Raw genomic sequence first — 17093 nt, 5'->3', positions numbered from 1 at the left:
GGTGTGTTCCGCACCCTTTGTCTCGTTATAACTAACTCACTATTTTAAATAGGCAACATTGGAGGGCTAAATGGAATCCGTTAACAGCACCAATAATCAAGAAAAGGTTGCAAGCCCGCCAGATTGGCTGACAAGGGTTCCTGTCCCGATTTTTGGTGCCCCACTTGGCTTGCTTGGACTCAGTTTGGTATCCGCGATGAATGAATATCTTGCGAAAATTCCAATGCTCAAAACCATAAGCCTGATTCTGGGTGCTGTGATATTGATAACAGGTATATTAACTCATATGACTCGATGGGCTATTCGACGCGATGCATTCATGCGGGATTTACGGAATGTTGCTATTGCACCATTCTTTGGACAAATCGGTATTGCGTTTTTATTACTGGCCGAAGGAACAAGAGAATTGAATGGGCAGGTTGCGCAGACTGCATTTTTAGCAGGAAGCGCTGTTTCGTCCCTGCTGACATTTTATTGGCTGTTCATAGGATCTCGCCAGAAATTTGCACTTTCTGGCGTAACCCCAGGATGGCTAGTTCCTCCAATAGGTTTACTTTACGTAGGACTGCTTGCGCCTGTTTTTAATATGGATATGATCTCAAGTACAGCACTGATTGCCGGTAGCATCTCGGCTATCGGATCTATCGGCTTGCTCTGCACTCGCCTAATCATGGGACCCTCACTGCCATCTCCAGCAAAACCTGCATTGGCCATTGCGGTGGCAATTCCAGCTCTAATGCTTCTGGCCATATTGGAATCCAATGCGCTACGAGCTTCCATATTTGCGAACACTCTGTTTTTCACAACGGCATTCAGCTATATCGTGTCCATTGGCGTTTTCGCAAAAATCATGAATGGAAAATTTGCATTATCCTGGTGGGCATTTGGAATGCCGCTAATAGCTGCCGCTATCGCTTTCACTGCATTTTCCCACATTCATACGTCTTTGTTCATAAGCGTTCTGGCTAATGCATCTGCTTTCTTAGGGTTGGTGATCGTAACGGGGCTCAGCATAAGTTCTCTTGATGCAGTACGACAGCACTTCGCTTACAAAGCTAAATAATGTTTACTCTAAACAAGTTACAAGGAATGCTGAATGTTCAAGATAACTCATCATAATGATGAATATTATTCCGGCCCGTTTCTTTTGCCTGAAACATCGCCATATCTGCTTTCTTGAGGATGCTTTCCGGCGTTTCAGAATGCATAAACAATGTTACGCCAATACTCACGGTACAATGATGTTGGACCGTCTTTTCAGGTTCATTTCTGTGCTTGAAGATGAGAAAATACGGATTAGCCAAAGCACTGCGTATTTTTTCTGCAATGATAGTGGCCTGCGATGTTGATTTTGCTTTATCGGCATCCAAGTTGCTCAGCATCACGACAAACTCATCGCCACCAAAGCGTGCAACTGTATCGATCTCGCGTACGCAACTGATCAGGCGTTCTGCCGCTTCAATAAGCAACAAATCTCCCAGTGCATGGCCATATGTATCATTGAGAGGCTTGAAATTATCCAGATCAAGAAACATCAGTGCGCCATAACAATCGCTACGCTTACTGGCATCCATAGCTTGACCCAAACGATCATCTAGCAGGCGACGGTTCGGTAGCTTAGTTAACGAGTCATAGAATGCAAGTTGACGCACTTCCTCTTCCATCTGTTTCTTTTCAGTGATGTCTTGAACAGTACCTATGCCATCCAGCAAATTCCCCTTCTCATCAAACATCAGTTCTGCTTGCTCACGCACCCATTTGATTTTACCTGCCACTACTATGCGATGCTCTATATCATATGGCTTGCCTTGCAATGCCGCTTGCCAGGCTTGATCGACCTGCATTTTGTCATCCTCGTGTACTGCAAGCAGAAATAATTCATAATTCATGCGTACATCTGTGGGCAAGCCGAAGATACGGTAAGTTTCATCTGACCAATACAAACTATTATTGCTAACATCCAGGCGCCAGCTACCCAGTTTAGCGACAGCCTGCGCCCTGTGCAGGTCAGCCTCCCGGGAAATCAGCAGATTGCTCTGAAGCGTTAATTTCTGGTTTGCATCTTCCAATGCCAGCGTTCGCCCTGCTACAAGTTCTTCCAGATGATCACGATGCTGCTTTAGCTCCTCGTCAGAGCGCATACGTTCACTGATATCCGTGTAATACCCGACATAGTGTGTAATCTCCCCTGCATCATCATGCACGCTGGAAATAGTCATCAGATAGGGGTGGCTCGTACCGGCTTTATCACTATCCCATATTTCACCTTGCCAAAACCCATTGGCTTTAATGGATTGCCACATGGCAGCATAAAATTCGGGCTGCTCCCGCCCACAAGACAGCATACGAGGATTCTGACCCAGCACTTCTTCTTGCAGGTACCCTGTGCGTCGCTGGAACGCAGGATTCACAGCAACGATTTTGTTATCCCGATCGGTAATGATGATGGATTCAGCACTGCTCTGGAAAACACTGGACCAAAGCCTGATTTGTTCCTCTTCCCTTACATGTTGCAGCCTCTGTTCAACAGTCTGTTGCGCTAATGATTCAATCGCGACAGCCACATCGTGAATTTCATCTACGTTACCTGCTTGCGCCTGCCGAATATTCTGTTTCAGGGATGACGTCACTTCTTGATGCTGCGAGAATTCAGCTACCGCCCCACCAAGCGCCTTAATACGGCGTGTTTGCAACATAAGCCATGTGCCCAGTGCAAACCAAAGAATAAGGGCGTCTACAAACGGGATCATACCAGCGCCAATGGATAATTCGAGGGTAGAAAATATTGTTTTTACCGGCGCTTCAATTTCCAGCTTTGGGGCTTCCAGCTCGTTTGTCCAAGGCAGTTCCCGTCGCTCGATGGTTTCTGATTTTACTGTGTGATGCTTTAGGCCTTCGGATCCGAGTGAGCTGGCAACTGACTCGTTCTGGTAACGTGCAATCAAAATGACGCCAGGCGATGCCAATTGATAAAGCAAAGCATTATCAACGGGAAAAAATGCCAGCATTTTACCTACACCACTATTACCCATCCAGATTGGTTCAAGAAAAACACGATACAACTTTCCCGTTGATGGTTCTCGGTACCAACCATTACTTTGATTTTGTTTGAGTGGATTGGAAAATTGCCCATCTTTCCTCATTGCGAAACGAGTTTGGCCATTTTTGTCGAGCACCAGAAATTGGTAGAAACGCGCTCCTCCACCCTGAATCGTGAAAAAGGCCCGCAAATTAATGGAGTCTGTCTGAGGATCTTCAAGATAACGCGTAAATTCTATACGTGTTTTGAAATCACGGGTCTGCAATTCCCAATCCCGCTCCAACTGTGTCAAACGAAACTGATAGAAAGCAACCAGATCTGCAGCACGCTCGTGTGCCGCCTTATTGAGCGCCATTTTATATAACAGCGCAGAAGTATAGCTCAGTGCGATAACAAACAGCCCCAGACTAATCGCCAAACGGATTACAGCCTGCCGGGAAATGCTTCTGCGCCGTGATTTTAATGAGAACGGCCAATCCATCTATCATCTACCATGGTTTCGAGGCGAAGGGCTTGTGCGTTTGAATCGCCCTCGCTTGATGATTGAAAAAATATCTCGGTTTCTTTAAGCTGCCTTGTAGAAAACTTTCCGTCAATGCTATAGGCGTGACGGTACTTTTTGAGTGAAACCAACAAAGCACTACGTTCATCCGCATTACTCATTTCCAGCTTGGCAACCAAGTCTTCCGGAGTATGACTGGCTATCCACTTTAACGTCCTTTGCAACATTCTCGCCATCTTTTCCACTTTCTGTGGTGTATTGGCGATGACATCTGATCTAGTCTCTAATGCCGCATGCAGGAAGTGAGTGCCGGGTATATTTTTAACTGACTCAGGTTGTGACAAGTTGGCAAGAAAGAACACTTTTTTTTCTGCCAGCAAGCGTGAGGCAAAGGGCTCATCCCCCATGATTGCATCAGCTGCTCCAGATAATATGAGTGAAGACTGTTCTTCCCAATTCTGACCTGCAGGTACAATCCGCACCTGATCCAGTGATACGCCGCCTGATTTTAACAACAGCTCCGCCAATTGCTGGGATGTCGTTTTACTGTTTTTGGTACTGGTATTAACACCAATGACCAAACCTTTTAAATCTGAAATCCGCTTAATTTTAGTCTTTAACGAAATACGCACCATCAGAACAAACAGCGGCGCATCATCCACAGCAGCCACTGCCACTACATCTCCACCATTCGCACGTAATGACATGGCCGCAGGTAATCCGGCAACAGCAAAATCGGCATTTCTGGTAATCAGGTGATTGAGTGCAACGGCACCTCCTCCTGTATGAAGTAATAACAGTTTAACGCCTTCATCTCTATCGAAACCCAGCTTTTGAATCAGATCAATTGGGAGATAGGAAATGTTTTTCGGGCCTGGTACGCTCACGACAATACGTTCTTCAGCGAGCGCGGCATGTGATAATGATATTAGCAGTGCCGATATTACAAAGTTTGTAAACTTTATTAACATCCCATCCCCAGTTGCATAAATTTTTATGTTGAGACAAACACCGCTTCCAAGCTGACACATTAGCACAGCAATCGCTTAATTGAGAATACCCGCACCCCATAATGCATATCGTTCCGTCGAGCTCGCGCTGTGCTGTTCTCCAGTGTGACTCTAAGATGAAATGGATACGCGTTTTTATATTAAGGATGGGGGTTGCCGAATCAGGAATCGCCGCGGATTGGCAAATACACTGGGCGACAGCGAATGCGCTAGGTTCCGCTTATAAAGAATTCGGCGATTTACGTCTCTCAACGTTCAACAGTAATAATGTGCGCTTGAATCTTGCCATCGACGGGACCCGGCCCAAATCTCAGGGCGATTGCGTTGGCTGCGTGGTCCGTTGCCTCGCTAAGCCGCGACTTGTCGCGCGCTTCGATTTCATTGCGTAACGGAGTGCCCTGGCAGTAAGCCAGCGCAGGAATCTCAGGAGAGTCAGCCCGACTTCGCTCAGCAATAGTATGCATGCGGGGCTGTGAAACAAAGCCACCACTTTGGATATCTCGCTCAATGGTTGCCGGGTTGTAGTAGCCATGTGGCGTGCGAGACATGAACTGCGGAGGGTTTTCAGGGAATAAAGACTCCAAGGCCACCGATATTACTTGTGCAAACTCGTTCTCCTCAATTCGATCCCAAACGTTGAAGAGCAATACGCCCCCCTTTTCTGAGCACTCGGCATGCTTCCGAGAAGGCTTTGGTTTTATCGGGAAAAAACATGACGCCAAACTGGCACACTACGGCGTCAAACTCCCCATCCTGAAATGGCAATTGCATGGCGTCTGCCTGATGCCACGTCACCGGGCGCTTCGTGCCAAGCTTGAAGGCCATGTCCAGCATGGGCTGATTCAAATCTGTGGCAACAATCCCGGTATTTTCAGGCAATGCGGAAGCAAGGTGACGGGTCAGTACACCTGTACCGGCAGCTATCTCAAGCACGCAAGCAGGCTTAAATGATAACAAGCGATTCGCAAGATCTTCAGCATAGGGCTCAAAGATCATCGGGACAAGATATTCTTCATACAATTTTGGAATTGAACCAGAGAAAATCTTGTCAGAGTCTAGATTACTCATTGCGCTTTCCTTTATTTCGCGTTCACTACACGACCAACACTTCGATAGCCCCTCACTGAGGAAGCCGCAAATTATTGTGCCCAGTGCTCACAATCTAAAAAAATCTTCAACCAGCATGACTGTTTCCTATCAAAACAGCTTGTTTAATATCATCAAGTTACATAGTAGCTTTTAGCAAAGGCAGCAATGCCTTCAATGTGCGTGTATTCAGCACATCCTGCTTTTCCAGCCAGCCTCGCCGGGCCTGCCCTATACCAAAACGCAAATTACTAAAATCCAGCGTATTGTGTGCATCTGAATTAATGCTTACCAGCACCCCTTCTTCCTTGGCCATCTGACACTGGGTGTCCAGCAAATCCAGACGTTCTGGATGTGCGTTCAGTTCAAGGTAACAACCTCGTTTCTTCGCCTCACGGATAATACGCAGCATATCCACATCATAGGGCTCGCGCTGATCGATCAGACGCCCTGTCGGGTGAGCCAGTATTGTGAAGTATGGATGGGCCATGGCGCGCAAGATACGTTCTGTCTGTTTTGTGCGGGAAAGCGCGAACTGACTATGTACCGCACCCACCACCAGATCCAGTCGTGCCAGCACGCTGTCAGGCAAATCCAGGCTACCATCCTCCAGGATATCCACCTCAATCCCTTTTAGCAGTGTCACCCCCTGCAATTCCTCATTCAGTCGGTCGATTTCATCAATCTGCTTCACCAATCGCTGTGGGTCGAGGCCATGGGCAACGGTCAGGTGCCGTGAGTGTTCAGTAATGGCCAGATATTCAAACCCCATTGCCTTGGCGGCGAGTGCCATCTCCTTCAGAGTATTACGCCCGTCTGTTGCCTTGGTGTGCGCATGCAAGTCGCCTTTCAGATCAGCCAATTCAATCAGGTGAGGTAGATGGCCAGCGCGGGCAATTTCAAGTTCACCCCGGTCTTCCCGCAGTTCAGGAGGAATATAGGGCAAACCCACAGTGTGATAAACGGACTCTTCGGTTTCCCCCGCTATGCGAGTTTGCCCCTTGAATACCCCATACTCGTTAATCTTGAGTCCGCGCGCCAGGGCCAGTTTACGTACGGCAATATTGTGCGACTTGGAGCCGGTAAAATAGTGCAGCGCTGAGCCGTAGCTTTCTTCATTCACTACGCGCACATCGACCTGCAAACCGCTTTTAAGCACCACACTGGAACGCGTTGGACCATGGGACAATATCTCGGCGATCTCGTCGTAAGCAGTAAAGTGATCCATCACTTTACTGTCTGCATCGGCTGTCACCAGAATATCCAGATCGCCAACGGTTTCGCGCATCCGGCGGAAACTGCCCGCCACTACCACGCGTTTTACCCCTGAGGCTTTACCCAAGTATGTAATAAGAGTATCAGCATACTGGGCAGCAACCACCAGTTTAAAACGTCGGGCCTGATTAATATGCGATTCTATTGCATCAAGAATGTTGCGTTCGGTTTTTTCACCAAACCCATGCAGGGCACGAATTCTCCCATCCCTGGCGGCGCGGAGTAACTGTTCCAGCGTTTGCACATCCAGATCGTGATACAGTGCTTTTACACGCTTCGGACCCAGCCCGGGGATTTTCAACAGTTCGGTGATTGCTGGCGGCAGTTCCTTGTGCAACCTTTCCAGCAGAGCACACTTCCCGGTTTCCACAATCTCATGAATTTTGGCGTCAAGATCAGTACCTATTCCAGGCAGTTTTGGCAGCTTGCCATCATGCTCCAACAGACTCTTTACATCACGCCCCAGTTCACCCATCGCCCGGGCGGCATTACGATAAGCCCGCACCCGAAAGGGGTTAGCATCCTGAATTTCCAGCAAATCCGCTATCTCTTCAAATATTGCCGCTATGTCCGCATTGTGGATTGGCATAATTTAACTTTGCCCGTACCCGTCAGAGGGATGGGATATTTTCAGTAGCGTAAGTTTTTTCGTACTGCTGCTGACAGCTAATGCAACGCTTGGCCGTGGGATATGCCATCAGTCGTTCAAAGGCAATGCCCTCACCACAGTCCTGGCAAGCGCCAAACTCATTATTTTTAATCCGCAGACGAGCCGCCTCTATATCCCGAATTTCTAGGATTTGCCGGTCAATCATGGCCGCATTTAAATCTGCCAGCATATCGCCCATTGACGCATCCCCGCTATCAGCTGGCACATTACCAATAATTTCGATATATTGGTGCTGTCCAGCATTTGCCAGCTCTTCCCGTACTTCTTCAATCACTGTCTGATATCGCTGATTCAGCACTTCTTTTATCTGCGTTAGCTGTTCTTGTGATAGTTCGCTCATCAAAACCTCCCCTGAAAGATAAATCAACAAATCTGCACACTCATTAAACCTGTTTTGGCATTTCAAATGCGCACTCGCTTTTACAAACATACCTGTTCTTCTGTTAAATAGAATAACACTTTGAAAAACCACAGGCAGTTGTAGCACAAAAGTTGGAATTCAATTACATTATAGTAGTTCTTCATAGCATTGATTTGCAGGCGAATCCCTGCAAAATTAAAGATCCACTCAGATTCACCGTTTATTTAATATCGATTGTTTAAGAAGCCACTCAAACAAACCATTTTGTAAAAATAAGAAGAGTTTTCCCGATGTTAAACCGCTTCATGAAACTACTGTCCGGTAAAGATGCCAAACAATCCAAACCTGATGAAAAAATCACACCTGCTGCCGATAGTGCAGAGTTTAAGCGACTGAATCAGCTTGCTCCGGTATCCAGCAAAAATGGCAGCCTGCCCGCTTCAGAAGAAAACGCAGAAGAGTTAATTGCTGAAAACACCATACCGCCTTCTGTTGTTTGCCGAGAAGCAGTATTAAATAAAGAACAAAAGGTCGCAGGGTACTCATTTACCTTGAGCCGCAATATCAATGAGCGTGTCCGAGCCTCTTCTACTATCGTTCAGCGTTTATATGATGAAGTGCTGCTCAGAAACATTCTGAACATGGATATCCAGCGTTTGCTAGGGCATCGCCTGGCCTTTATCCCTATTCTACCTTCTACCCTTGACCACCCCCTTTTGGAGCAACTTCCTAAAGAAGGGACCGTACTCGTGGTGAGTGCACTTGAACAATGTTTTGCTGGTAGCAGTGTGTTAATAAACAAACTGAATGCACTTAAAAAGCTGGGTTTCCGTATCGGGCTTCAAGGTGATACTGACTTACCTGAAATGCAGCCTTTTATGGAATTAGCAGAATTTATTTTCATCGATATTGGCAAGAACGACCTGCCCACCATTACCACCCAAATCAGTGCGATCAGCAAACTGGTGTTTGACAAAAATCTGGTTGCTACCAACATCAAAACGCTGGACGAATTTCATGTTTGTATCAAACTGCCATTCGCATACTTTCAGGGACAATTCGTCACCAGCAGAGAAGCATGGGCAACCCCCAGAATGGATACGGGACGGATCAAAATACTGGATTTGCTAAACCGCATTCGACAGGACGCCGAAATTGCTGAACTCGCTCAGGCCTTCAAGCAGGATCCTGCTCTTTCCTTCAAAATACTTCGATATATTAACAGTGCCGGTTCTGGTCTGGCTAACAAGGTCAACTCAATCGATCAAGCTTTGCTCATTCTTGGCAGACAAAATCTTTATCGCTGGCTCACACTATTGCTTTTCACGAGTGGTGCAGGAGATGCGCTGGATTGGGCGCTCATGGAAAATGCACTGGTGCGGGCACGTTTAGCTGAATTATCTGCCAGTGACTCATTGCCTGCAAACGAGCGGGACGAACTGTTTGTAACAGGCATTTTTTCGCTTCTGGACATCCTGCTACACTTACCCATGGAAAAAGTTCTGGCCCAAGTCAGCCTGCCACCATTGGCTGTAGAGGCACTGCTGCATAAAAAAGGTAAATACGCCCCCTATCTGGAACTGGCCATCGCCTGCGAAGAATTTGATCAGGAACGCATCACTGTTTTAGCAAAACATCTTGGATTAGAAGTCGCCCATGTCAATGCCTACCATGCCGACGCATTAATCTGGGCGGAACAGGTTAACGAATAGGCTCAACCTTCTGCTTGGGCTAATTCAATAAGATTTCCATCGGGGTCACGCACATACACTGAGAGAATGGCTGAAGAGGCACCTGTTCGGCGTACAGGCCCTTCTATGACGGGAACACCGCACGCTTCAAGCTTGGCCATGACTTCCTTCAATGATCTGTTTATCAAAAAACACAAATCCAGTGACCCCGGCATGGGAGTATATGCCTTAGGCTCAAACTCCCGGCCAAATTCATGCAAATTGATTTTCTGGTGTCCAAAATGTAACGCAAGGCGATTATCACCAAATCGCTCCAGCTTCATTTCAAGAATTTCACTGTAAAATGCCACGCATTTATCCAGATCGCGCGTTGTCAGAACCAAGTGATCAAGGGAAGCAATCATTATTTAACTAACTTCCTCAAATCATCGATGATTTCTTTGGAGTGCCGTGAAGTGTCCACTTTCTGATATACACGTGCGACCTTGCCTTGTGGGTCTATCAAAAATGTATAACGTTTGGCAAACTGCATAATGCCCAGATTCAACAGCGCACCATAACTATCTGTTACTTTGCCGTTTTTGTCGGCAAGCAAAGGAAAAGGCAAATGATATTTTTTTGCGAATTCTGTGTGCGAAGCGGAATCGTCCACACTCACGCCGATTACCTGCGCTCCCAATTCCGTCAGTAAATGCAGGTCATCACGAAAAGTACATGCCTCTTGCGTACAACCCGGTGTGTCATCTTTCGGATAAAAATACAGGACAACCCATTTTCCCTGATAATCAGTCAGTTTCTGATTTTTTCCATTTTGATCTGGCAAATCAAACGCTGGCGCCACTTCGCCTTGCCGGGGGATTTCGCCAGCACTACCCAGCTTTACCCACAACAGTCCCATTACAATAAAAGCCACCAAAATCAGTATTATCTTCATCGCATTCCTTTTCACAACACATCATCCAAAATTCCGGACTGGAACAATCCAGGCCAGCAACCAAAATTGCCGCATCAATCTGAAATCCCTTTATGCACCCACTCGACATCACTAAAATGAAACAGGTGATGTACCGGTGCTTAACCAACATAAATTCAATATGTTGAATTTTTTACACGTTTAATTAAACAGCAATAACGTATAAAATGATACATTGCATAAATAGGATTGTAGAACGCATATATTTATTTTTTCTGGCACATCCAAAAACTGACCGATGCAACAGAAAACTTATAAAGAATAACCAAGAGAAACAATGGACCACAATAACGAGCAACTGCTCATCTACAAAGCGCTATTAACCGCCACAACAAGCCTTGCTCAAGGGAAAACGCCTGATGAAGTGCTGAGAGCTGCTTGTGATGCCCTTATTGCCTCCTCAAAACATATTTGTCTGGCGTGGATGTACCTGGGCAATCCAGATAACGAAACAATAGTGCCTTCTTATGCCGTTGGCCGCGCTTCCAAATACGCTTCAACAGTGATAATCGACCGTTCTCCGGAATCGATGAAAGGGCCAGGCAGACGTTCACTGGCAACCAACCAACCTGTACTGGTAAGAGTAAAATCGGATACCACCTTTGGCTTATGGCGCGAGCAAGCCATTCAGCATGGTCTGGCAGAAGCCCTGACATTGCCTATTGGCAACCCTGGCAAGCCATGCCGCGGGCTTATCGTTATCTTTGCAGACATACCCGATTATTTCGAAAATATTGGGAATGAGCCTTTCCTCGCCTTTTCTCAGTTAGCCACAGTGGCGTTGGAACAAGCCAGCCTGAAATTAAACCTCGAAGAAATGGCCACAATTGATTCCACAACCCAGCTCTTCAATCGACGTGCTTTCCAGGAAATTATCAATCGTGAATATGCACAGGCTGTCAGGTCTAAAAATCCTTTTAGCTTAATGCTGATTGACCTTGATCGCTTCAAGTTACTCAACGATAACTATGGCCATGCAATCGGTGACGAAATTTTACGGGGTGTCAGCGAAGTATCCAGAAAACTATTGCGGGCTAATGACTGGATAGGAAGATGGGGGGGGGAAGAGTTTCTGGCTATTTTGCCGAATACACGTGAAGAAGAAGCGCTGAATATTGCCGAACGTCTACGAGAGGAAATTGCCCAGTTTTCCATTCAGCTGAACCAGCAACAGATCAAGACTTCAGCGAGCATCGGTGTATCCAGTTACCCCCTAGATGGCGATACAACTGATTTCCTCATTGCGGCTGCAGATGCCGCATTGTATGAAGCAAAAAAGACTGGCCGAAACCGGGTTGTCGCTGCAAAGGAAAAGCAGGAAATCTACTCTATTGCAGCCAAAATAAATTCTGCAATCCAAACAAACAAACTGGTTCCCGCCTACCAAACCATTGTAGATTTAAAAACCCGAACCACAGTTGCCGAAGAAGCGCTGGCGAGAATAATTGATGAACATGATAATCCCATTGATGCGATCCACTTTATCAATGCTGCATCCGAGTTGCAGCTAACCCATCTTCTGGATTACCAAATTATCAGTCAGACAATGAATCGCTGTGCACTTAACATTGCTGGCGGCGGTGAACGCATTGCACATTTTGTGAATATTTCAGCAGACCTCCTACTCCATCAAGAACTGGTTCACAGTCTGTTTGCTGAAGCTCAGGCAGCCTGCTCACTATGCGGCATTGATCTGGGACCAACAAAACCACTCGTCCTTGAAATCACCGAGAGACAGTTATTGGGTGACATTCAAGCCGTAAAAGCCAAGCTGGCACCCTTCCTGGAATTTGGCATGCGGCTTGCAGTTGATGATTTTGGAAGCGGCTATTCATCGTTCCAATACTTAGCAGAACTACCCATCTCCTTCCTTAAAATCGAAGGAAGCCTCATCATGCAAGTCAAAGACAAGCGCATCAGAAAAATCGTTAAAGGCATTAATGACATCGCAAAAGATCTTAACCTGACAACCATTGCTGAATATGTGGAAGATGAGGATACTGCAGACATTTTATGCGATTTGGGAATAGACTGGGGTCAGGGATTTTTATTTGGCCACCCGGTAATTTAAACTTTCCCCGCTAGCGCATAAAAACGAATACGTTCAATACACATTTACTCGTGGCGGACGCCACTTGATAATCAACCTTTTATCTAACGCATCTCCGAACTTTCGGATCGAAGATGCGTCAGGCTAATACTCCGTCAGATAGGGCTGTTACTTGGCTTCTTTTTTATCTTTAGTGCTGTCATCCTTGGATTTTTTGTCCTTTTTCTTGACATCATCCTTGGTTTTTTTGGCGCTGCTTTTATCTGTTTTGCCGGCGTCTTTTGCGCTATCTTTTTCTACAGCAACAGACTTGGCGGCATCATCTTTTTTTGCATCCGCCTTGGCTTTGCGGCTGGATTTCTTGTCTTCAGCTGATTTAGTATCTTTGGCAGAAGCGGTATCAGCTGCTGGTTGAACTACGTCTTTCGTCGATGCTTTTTTACCTGAAGATTTTTCTTCTGCTGGTTTAGTTTCATCCTTGATTGCTGATTTTTTGGCTGACGCTTTTTCAGCTACCGGGCTGGCAGCATCCTTTTTTTCCGCAGACTTATCCTTTGCAGTATCTTTCTTCTCTGAAACTTTATCATCCGCAGGTTTGATCGTTCCCTTAGTTGCAGATTTCTTGTCATCCATCATGTCACCCATTGCCGGCTTGGAAACCACAGGCTTCGATGCGGGTTCAGCCATTGGCTTAGTGCTCATTGGCGCTTTTGGTTCCATTTTTTTGACATCTGCAGCTTTCGCTTCACTCTTGACAGGAGTAGACGCACCTTTCACATCAATCTGTTCACGAATCTTGTTCAGCGTACCGGCACCGATCCCTTTTACTTTATCCAGATCATCAACCGTTTTAAAGCGCCCGTTTGCATTGCGATACTCAATAATTGCCTGAGCTTTGGCAGGACCAATTCCATTTAGCGATTCCAATTCCGCTTGCGATGCGGTATTGATATTAATTGCTGCAAACGCCATTTGCATAAATGCAAAAAATGTCGCTATAAACAGTACTAGCTTTTTCATTGCTGCTTCTCCTGATTGTAGTAAATAGTCCTGCCTGTTAAACCTGCTGGCACAGCTATAACGCATATACCCCTGATTTGGTTACAGACTGCCTTAATTTAAATCAGCCGAAAAACTTTCCCTTAAGCAGGCTAAGGCCTTCTTCAAGCAAACCGCCTTCTGGTAAAGCACCGTTTGGTGTGAGTTTATCTATCACTTGGGGCAATACAGAGGCTAATCCCTGTGACAGCACTTCAGTAGATAAACCTGTTTTCGTGGCGATTTGCTGAATGGTGTCGTTTCCAAGCACCTGTTCCAGTTGACTGGCATCGATTGCCTGATTTTCACCTGTACCCACCCAAGAGCTGGCAATATCGCCCAACCCCTTATTTTTGAAAGCATCAACCAACCCAGCAAGCCCGCCACCCTGATAATTTTGAACGAGCTCCAGCGCACTTTGCAACACCGCATTATTTGCATTACCACCCGTAGCTGCGCCGCCCAACATACCACCAATCTGATCCAGTAAACCCATAATTTTCTCCAGTTACGATATTCAATTGAAGCAACGATTCACTATAGTATGTTGCCGTATCAAGGTAAATATTTTTATTGCGCAGCCAGTCACTTTCACTGCTATACTTGATTAACGTACATTAATCATATTTTAGCCACCTGCAAAACATCATGACCAAGAACCACGGCGGAAAGCGCCCCGGCGCAGGGCGCAAATCCGGCTCAGGCCAGTTTGGCGAGCCCACAGTTCCCTTGCGCATACCTGTCAGCCAGAAAGATCGCATTCTCCGCTTGCTGGCAATACCCGAACAACCAACCTTAACCATCACTCAAGGATGGCCGTCAGGTGCTGGCATTTTTTTCCCCAGCATAGGGGCACCACACCTGCCACTCCCCCAGTTTGGCCATCGTATTTCCGCCGGCTTCCCTTCCCCGGCTGACGACTATATAGAAGACCGGCTGGATTTAAACGAATACCTGATACACCACAAAGAAGCGACATTCTTCCTGCGGGTAAAAGGCCACTCCATGACAGGTGCCGGGATTCATGATGGGGATATGCTCATCGTAGACCGATCTCTTAATGCAGATGACGGTAAAATCGTCATCGCTGCACTGGAAGGCGAGCTGACCGTCAAACGGTTATCACTCAAAAGCGGGAGAATTGCCTTAATCGCAGAGAACCCTGATTACCCCCCTATCGTTTTAAAAGATGGCCAGGAAATCACTATCTGGGGCGTGGTAACCAGCGTTATTCACAAGGTTTGATTATGGCAGCGCGCGCTATCGCTCTGGTGGATTGCAATAATTTCTACGTTTCCTGCGAACGGGTGTTTCAACCCCGGCTGGAACACAAACCGGTTGTCGTACTTTCCAACAACGATGGCTGCGTGGTCGCCCGGTCCAGCGAGGTAAAAGCACTGGGTGTCAAGATGGGCATCCCCTTTTTCCAGATTCAGGATTTAGTACGGCAACACAAAATTATGGCTTTTTCTTCCAATTACGCGCTGTATGCCGACATGAGCAACCGGGTCATGTCTATCCTTGCCCAGTTCAGTCCTCATCAGGAAATTTACTCCATTGATGAGTGTTTTCTGGACCTGACGAGCTTCAATCGCCTGGATTTAACTGCGTATGGCCAGCAAATTCGCAGACGTATTCATCAGTGGCTAGGCTTACCCGTTTGCGTGGGTATTGCCTCCACTAAAACACTGGCGAAACTGGCTAATCATATTGCAAAAAAAAATCCGGATTTTCAAAGTGTCTGCAACCTGAACACACTGTCACCAGCCAAAACAGACGCATTATTTTCCCGCATTGAAGCAGGTGAAGTATGGGGCGTAGGCAGACGCATCAGAGAACGATTAAGCGAAATGGGCATCCACAGGGTCAAAGATTTACGAGATGCAGAACTGAAGGCCATTCGCAGTCAATTTGGCGTCGTACTGGAACGCACTGTCATGGAGTTGCGCGGCACCCCTTGCATTTCACTGGAAGAAATTGCACCTGCCAAGCAGCAGATCATGTCCTCCCGTTCTTTCGGCATGCCGGTTTTTGCGCTTAAGGATTTGCAAGAAGCAGTCAGCAGCTACATGACCCGCGCAGCAGAAAAACTGCGCCGACAGCACTCACTGGCTGGTGCGATCACGGTCTACATTCACACCAATCCACACAAAGTACGCGAGCCGCAATACCAGAAAAGTATCACTCTGCCACTAGTAGAATCCACCGACAATACACTCACGCTGGTGAATGTCGCGTTAATCGGACTCGAATATATTTATCGCCCGGGCTATTGCTATCAGAAAGCAGGCATCATGCTGTTGAACATTATTCATGCAGACCAAAAACAGCCTGATTTATTCAGCACTGCCAACCCGCAAATTCCCGCCAAATCCCGCGACATGATGCGCTGCATGGATCACATCAATGCATTAATGGGAAAAAACACTGTACGCCTTGCCAGTGCAGGTATCGAACAAGACTGGAAAGCCAGAACCGACAGAAAATCACCCAACTACACAACGCGCTGGGAAGAACTTGCCATCACCACTTAACGCAGGCCAAACCACTCACGCATCGAGATGCCCAACCTTCACCAGAATCGTACAGCCTTCAACACTAAACGGTTGATGTGCACTCATATGCGGATTTCTGAGCCACGCACCTTGCGGATAAGTACCATACTCATCCTGAAAAGTCCCCTCCAGTACAAAAATCTCCTCTCCGCCAAAATGACGATGGGGCTGAAACTGCGTGCCGGGTTGCCAGCGAACAAGTGCCGTGTGCTCACCCATAAACTCACTTAACGGCAGCACCTCCAATCCCGGTACCAAACCCGGCGACCACTGCGCATCATGTGAATTCACAACGACTCGCTGCGTGTCACCTTCCTTGGCATACCGCAACTTCACGAACAGTGTGCATCCATCTTTACTGAATGGCTGATGGCTTGAACCTGGTGGATTCTTCAAATACGTCCCTGCCGGATAAGTACCCAATTCGTCTTCCAAAATACCTGCCAGCACAAAAATTTCCTCCCCACCGGAATGCACATGAGTTTCAAAATGCGAACCTGCTTCATAGCGCACAACCGATGTTGCCCTGGCCTGCTCGCCCCCATCCCGTTCCAGCATCTTGCGCAACACACCCGGCATAGGAGAGGCTACCCAGGGCAAGGACGAAGAATCAACCACAACGCGTTTAGAGTGATCCGCATGAATAATCATCAAAAACTCCAATTCAACAAAAGAAGGATACACCTACGATTTGGCAATTATGCTTGATATATAGGCAAACAACGTATCAACAAGGTAATATAAAAAAAGGGTCTTAGGAAGTTAAGCACGTTTTAAAGTGTGCTAACTTCCTAAGATGATTAATAAAAATAGATATTATTGCCGTTCTCGAATCAGCGAAG

The 17093-nt window shown here is 46.7% G+C and carries 16 protein-coding genes; 5 read left to right on the top strand and 11 right to left on the bottom strand.

What is annotated here, in order from left to right:
• Positions 1-70 precede the first annotated feature (70 nt).
• Positions 71-1063, top strand: coding sequence for a TDT family transporter (locus tag EDC63_RS17525; RefSeq protein WP_124946114.1), 993 nt, complete (start codon positions 71-73; stop codon positions 1061-1063).
• A gap of 37 nt (positions 1064-1100) precedes the next feature.
• Here EDC63_RS17525 and EDC63_RS17520 read toward each other — a convergent pair whose 3' ends face one another.
• The 6 genes from EDC63_RS17520 to EDC63_RS17500 form a co-directional block, all read right to left on the bottom strand.
• A complete protein-coding gene (locus EDC63_RS17520) occupies positions 1101-3521 on the bottom strand; it encodes a sensor domain-containing diguanylate cyclase (RefSeq protein WP_132920973.1) in 2421 nt (806 codons plus the stop codon).
• Positions 3500-4513: an ABC transporter substrate-binding protein gene (locus tag EDC63_RS17515; RefSeq protein ID WP_165923034.1), complete on the bottom strand. Its 1014-nt coding sequence runs from the start codon at positions 4511-4513 to the stop codon at positions 3500-3502. Before EDC63_RS17515 ends, EDC63_RS17520 begins: the two co-directional genes overlap by 22 nt.
• A gap of 287 nt (positions 4514-4800) precedes the next feature.
• A complete protein-coding gene (locus tag EDC63_RS18915; RefSeq protein ID WP_223248253.1) occupies positions 4801-5199 on the bottom strand; it encodes a hypothetical protein in 399 nt (132 codons plus the stop codon).
• Complete coding sequence (locus EDC63_RS18910; protein WP_223248254.1) at positions 5171-5620, bottom strand: class I SAM-dependent methyltransferase; 450 nt, start codon at positions 5618-5620, stop codon at positions 5171-5173. Before EDC63_RS18910 ends, EDC63_RS18915 begins: the two co-directional genes overlap by 29 nt.
• Positions 5621-5777: 157 nt before the next feature.
• Positions 5778-7502, bottom strand: coding sequence for a DNA polymerase/3'-5' exonuclease PolX (gene polX / locus EDC63_RS17505; RefSeq protein ID WP_132920972.1), 1725 nt, complete (start codon positions 7500-7502; stop codon positions 5778-5780).
• Positions 7503-7524: 22 nt separating this feature from the next.
• Entirely contained in the window at positions 7525-7923 is a 399-nt protein-coding gene (locus EDC63_RS17500) for a TraR/DksA family transcriptional regulator (protein ID WP_124946117.1), read from the bottom strand.
• Positions 7924-8234: 311 nt separating this feature from the next.
• Here EDC63_RS17500 and EDC63_RS17495 point away from each other — a divergent pair, with 311 nt between their 5' ends.
• Positions 8235-9656 carry an EAL and HDOD domain-containing protein gene (locus EDC63_RS17495; protein WP_223272297.1) on the top strand — a complete coding sequence of 474 codons (1422 nt, stop codon included), beginning with the start codon at positions 8235-8237 and terminating at the stop codon, positions 9654-9656.
• 2 nt (positions 9657-9658) lie between these two features.
• Here the strand turns inward: EDC63_RS17495 and EDC63_RS17490 are convergent, their stop codons facing one another.
• Positions 9659-10039: a VOC family protein gene (locus EDC63_RS17490; protein ID WP_124946119.1), complete on the bottom strand. Its 381-nt coding sequence runs from the start codon at positions 10037-10039 to the stop codon at positions 9659-9661.
• A complete protein-coding gene (locus EDC63_RS17485) occupies positions 10039-10569 on the bottom strand; it encodes a peroxiredoxin (RefSeq protein ID WP_124946120.1) in 531 nt (176 codons plus the stop codon). The genes EDC63_RS17490 and EDC63_RS17485 overlap by 1 nt, the downstream gene beginning before the upstream one ends.
• Before the next feature lie 316 nt (positions 10570-10885).
• Between EDC63_RS17485 and EDC63_RS17480 the strand changes: the two genes are divergently transcribed.
• Positions 10886-12679, top strand: a complete 1794-nt coding sequence (locus EDC63_RS17480; RefSeq protein ID WP_124946121.1) for a bifunctional diguanylate cyclase/phosphodiesterase — start codon at positions 10886-10888, stop codon at positions 12677-12679.
• A 147-nt stretch (positions 12680-12826) separates the two neighbouring features.
• Here the strand turns inward: EDC63_RS17480 and EDC63_RS17475 are convergent, their stop codons facing one another.
• Together EDC63_RS17475 and EDC63_RS17470 are read right to left on the bottom strand one after the other, a co-directional pair.
• A complete protein-coding gene (locus EDC63_RS17475) occupies positions 12827-13678 on the bottom strand; it encodes a ComEA family DNA-binding protein (RefSeq protein ID WP_124946122.1) in 852 nt (283 codons plus the stop codon).
• Between the two features lie 103 nt (positions 13679-13781).
• On the bottom strand, positions 13782-14192 hold the full coding sequence (locus tag EDC63_RS17470) for a YidB family protein (protein ID WP_124946123.1): 411 nt from the start codon (positions 14190-14192) through the stop codon (positions 13782-13784).
• A gap of 152 nt (positions 14193-14344) precedes the next feature.
• Between EDC63_RS17470 and EDC63_RS17465 the strand changes: the two genes are divergently transcribed.
• Positions 14345-14941, top strand: a complete 597-nt coding sequence (locus EDC63_RS17465; protein ID WP_124946124.1) for a LexA family protein — start codon at positions 14345-14347, stop codon at positions 14939-14941.
• A 2-nt stretch (positions 14942-14943) separates the two neighbouring features.
• On the top strand, positions 14944-16230 hold the full coding sequence (locus tag EDC63_RS17460; protein ID WP_124946125.1) for a Y-family DNA polymerase: 1287 nt from the start codon (positions 14944-14946) through the stop codon (positions 16228-16230).
• Between the two features lie 15 nt (positions 16231-16245).
• On the opposite strand, the gene EDC63_RS17455 is transcribed toward EDC63_RS17460, so the two are convergent.
• Positions 16246-16902, bottom strand: coding sequence for a cupin domain-containing protein (locus tag EDC63_RS17455; RefSeq protein WP_124946126.1), 657 nt, complete (start codon positions 16900-16902; stop codon positions 16246-16248).
• Between the last annotated feature and the right edge of the window lie 191 nt (positions 16903-17093).

Source organism: Sulfurirhabdus autotrophica, assembly GCF_004346685.1.
GTDB lineage: Bacteria > Pseudomonadota > Gammaproteobacteria > Burkholderiales > SMCO01 > Sulfurirhabdus > Sulfurirhabdus autotrophica.
This window is presented reverse-complemented; position numbering and strand designations above follow the sequence as displayed.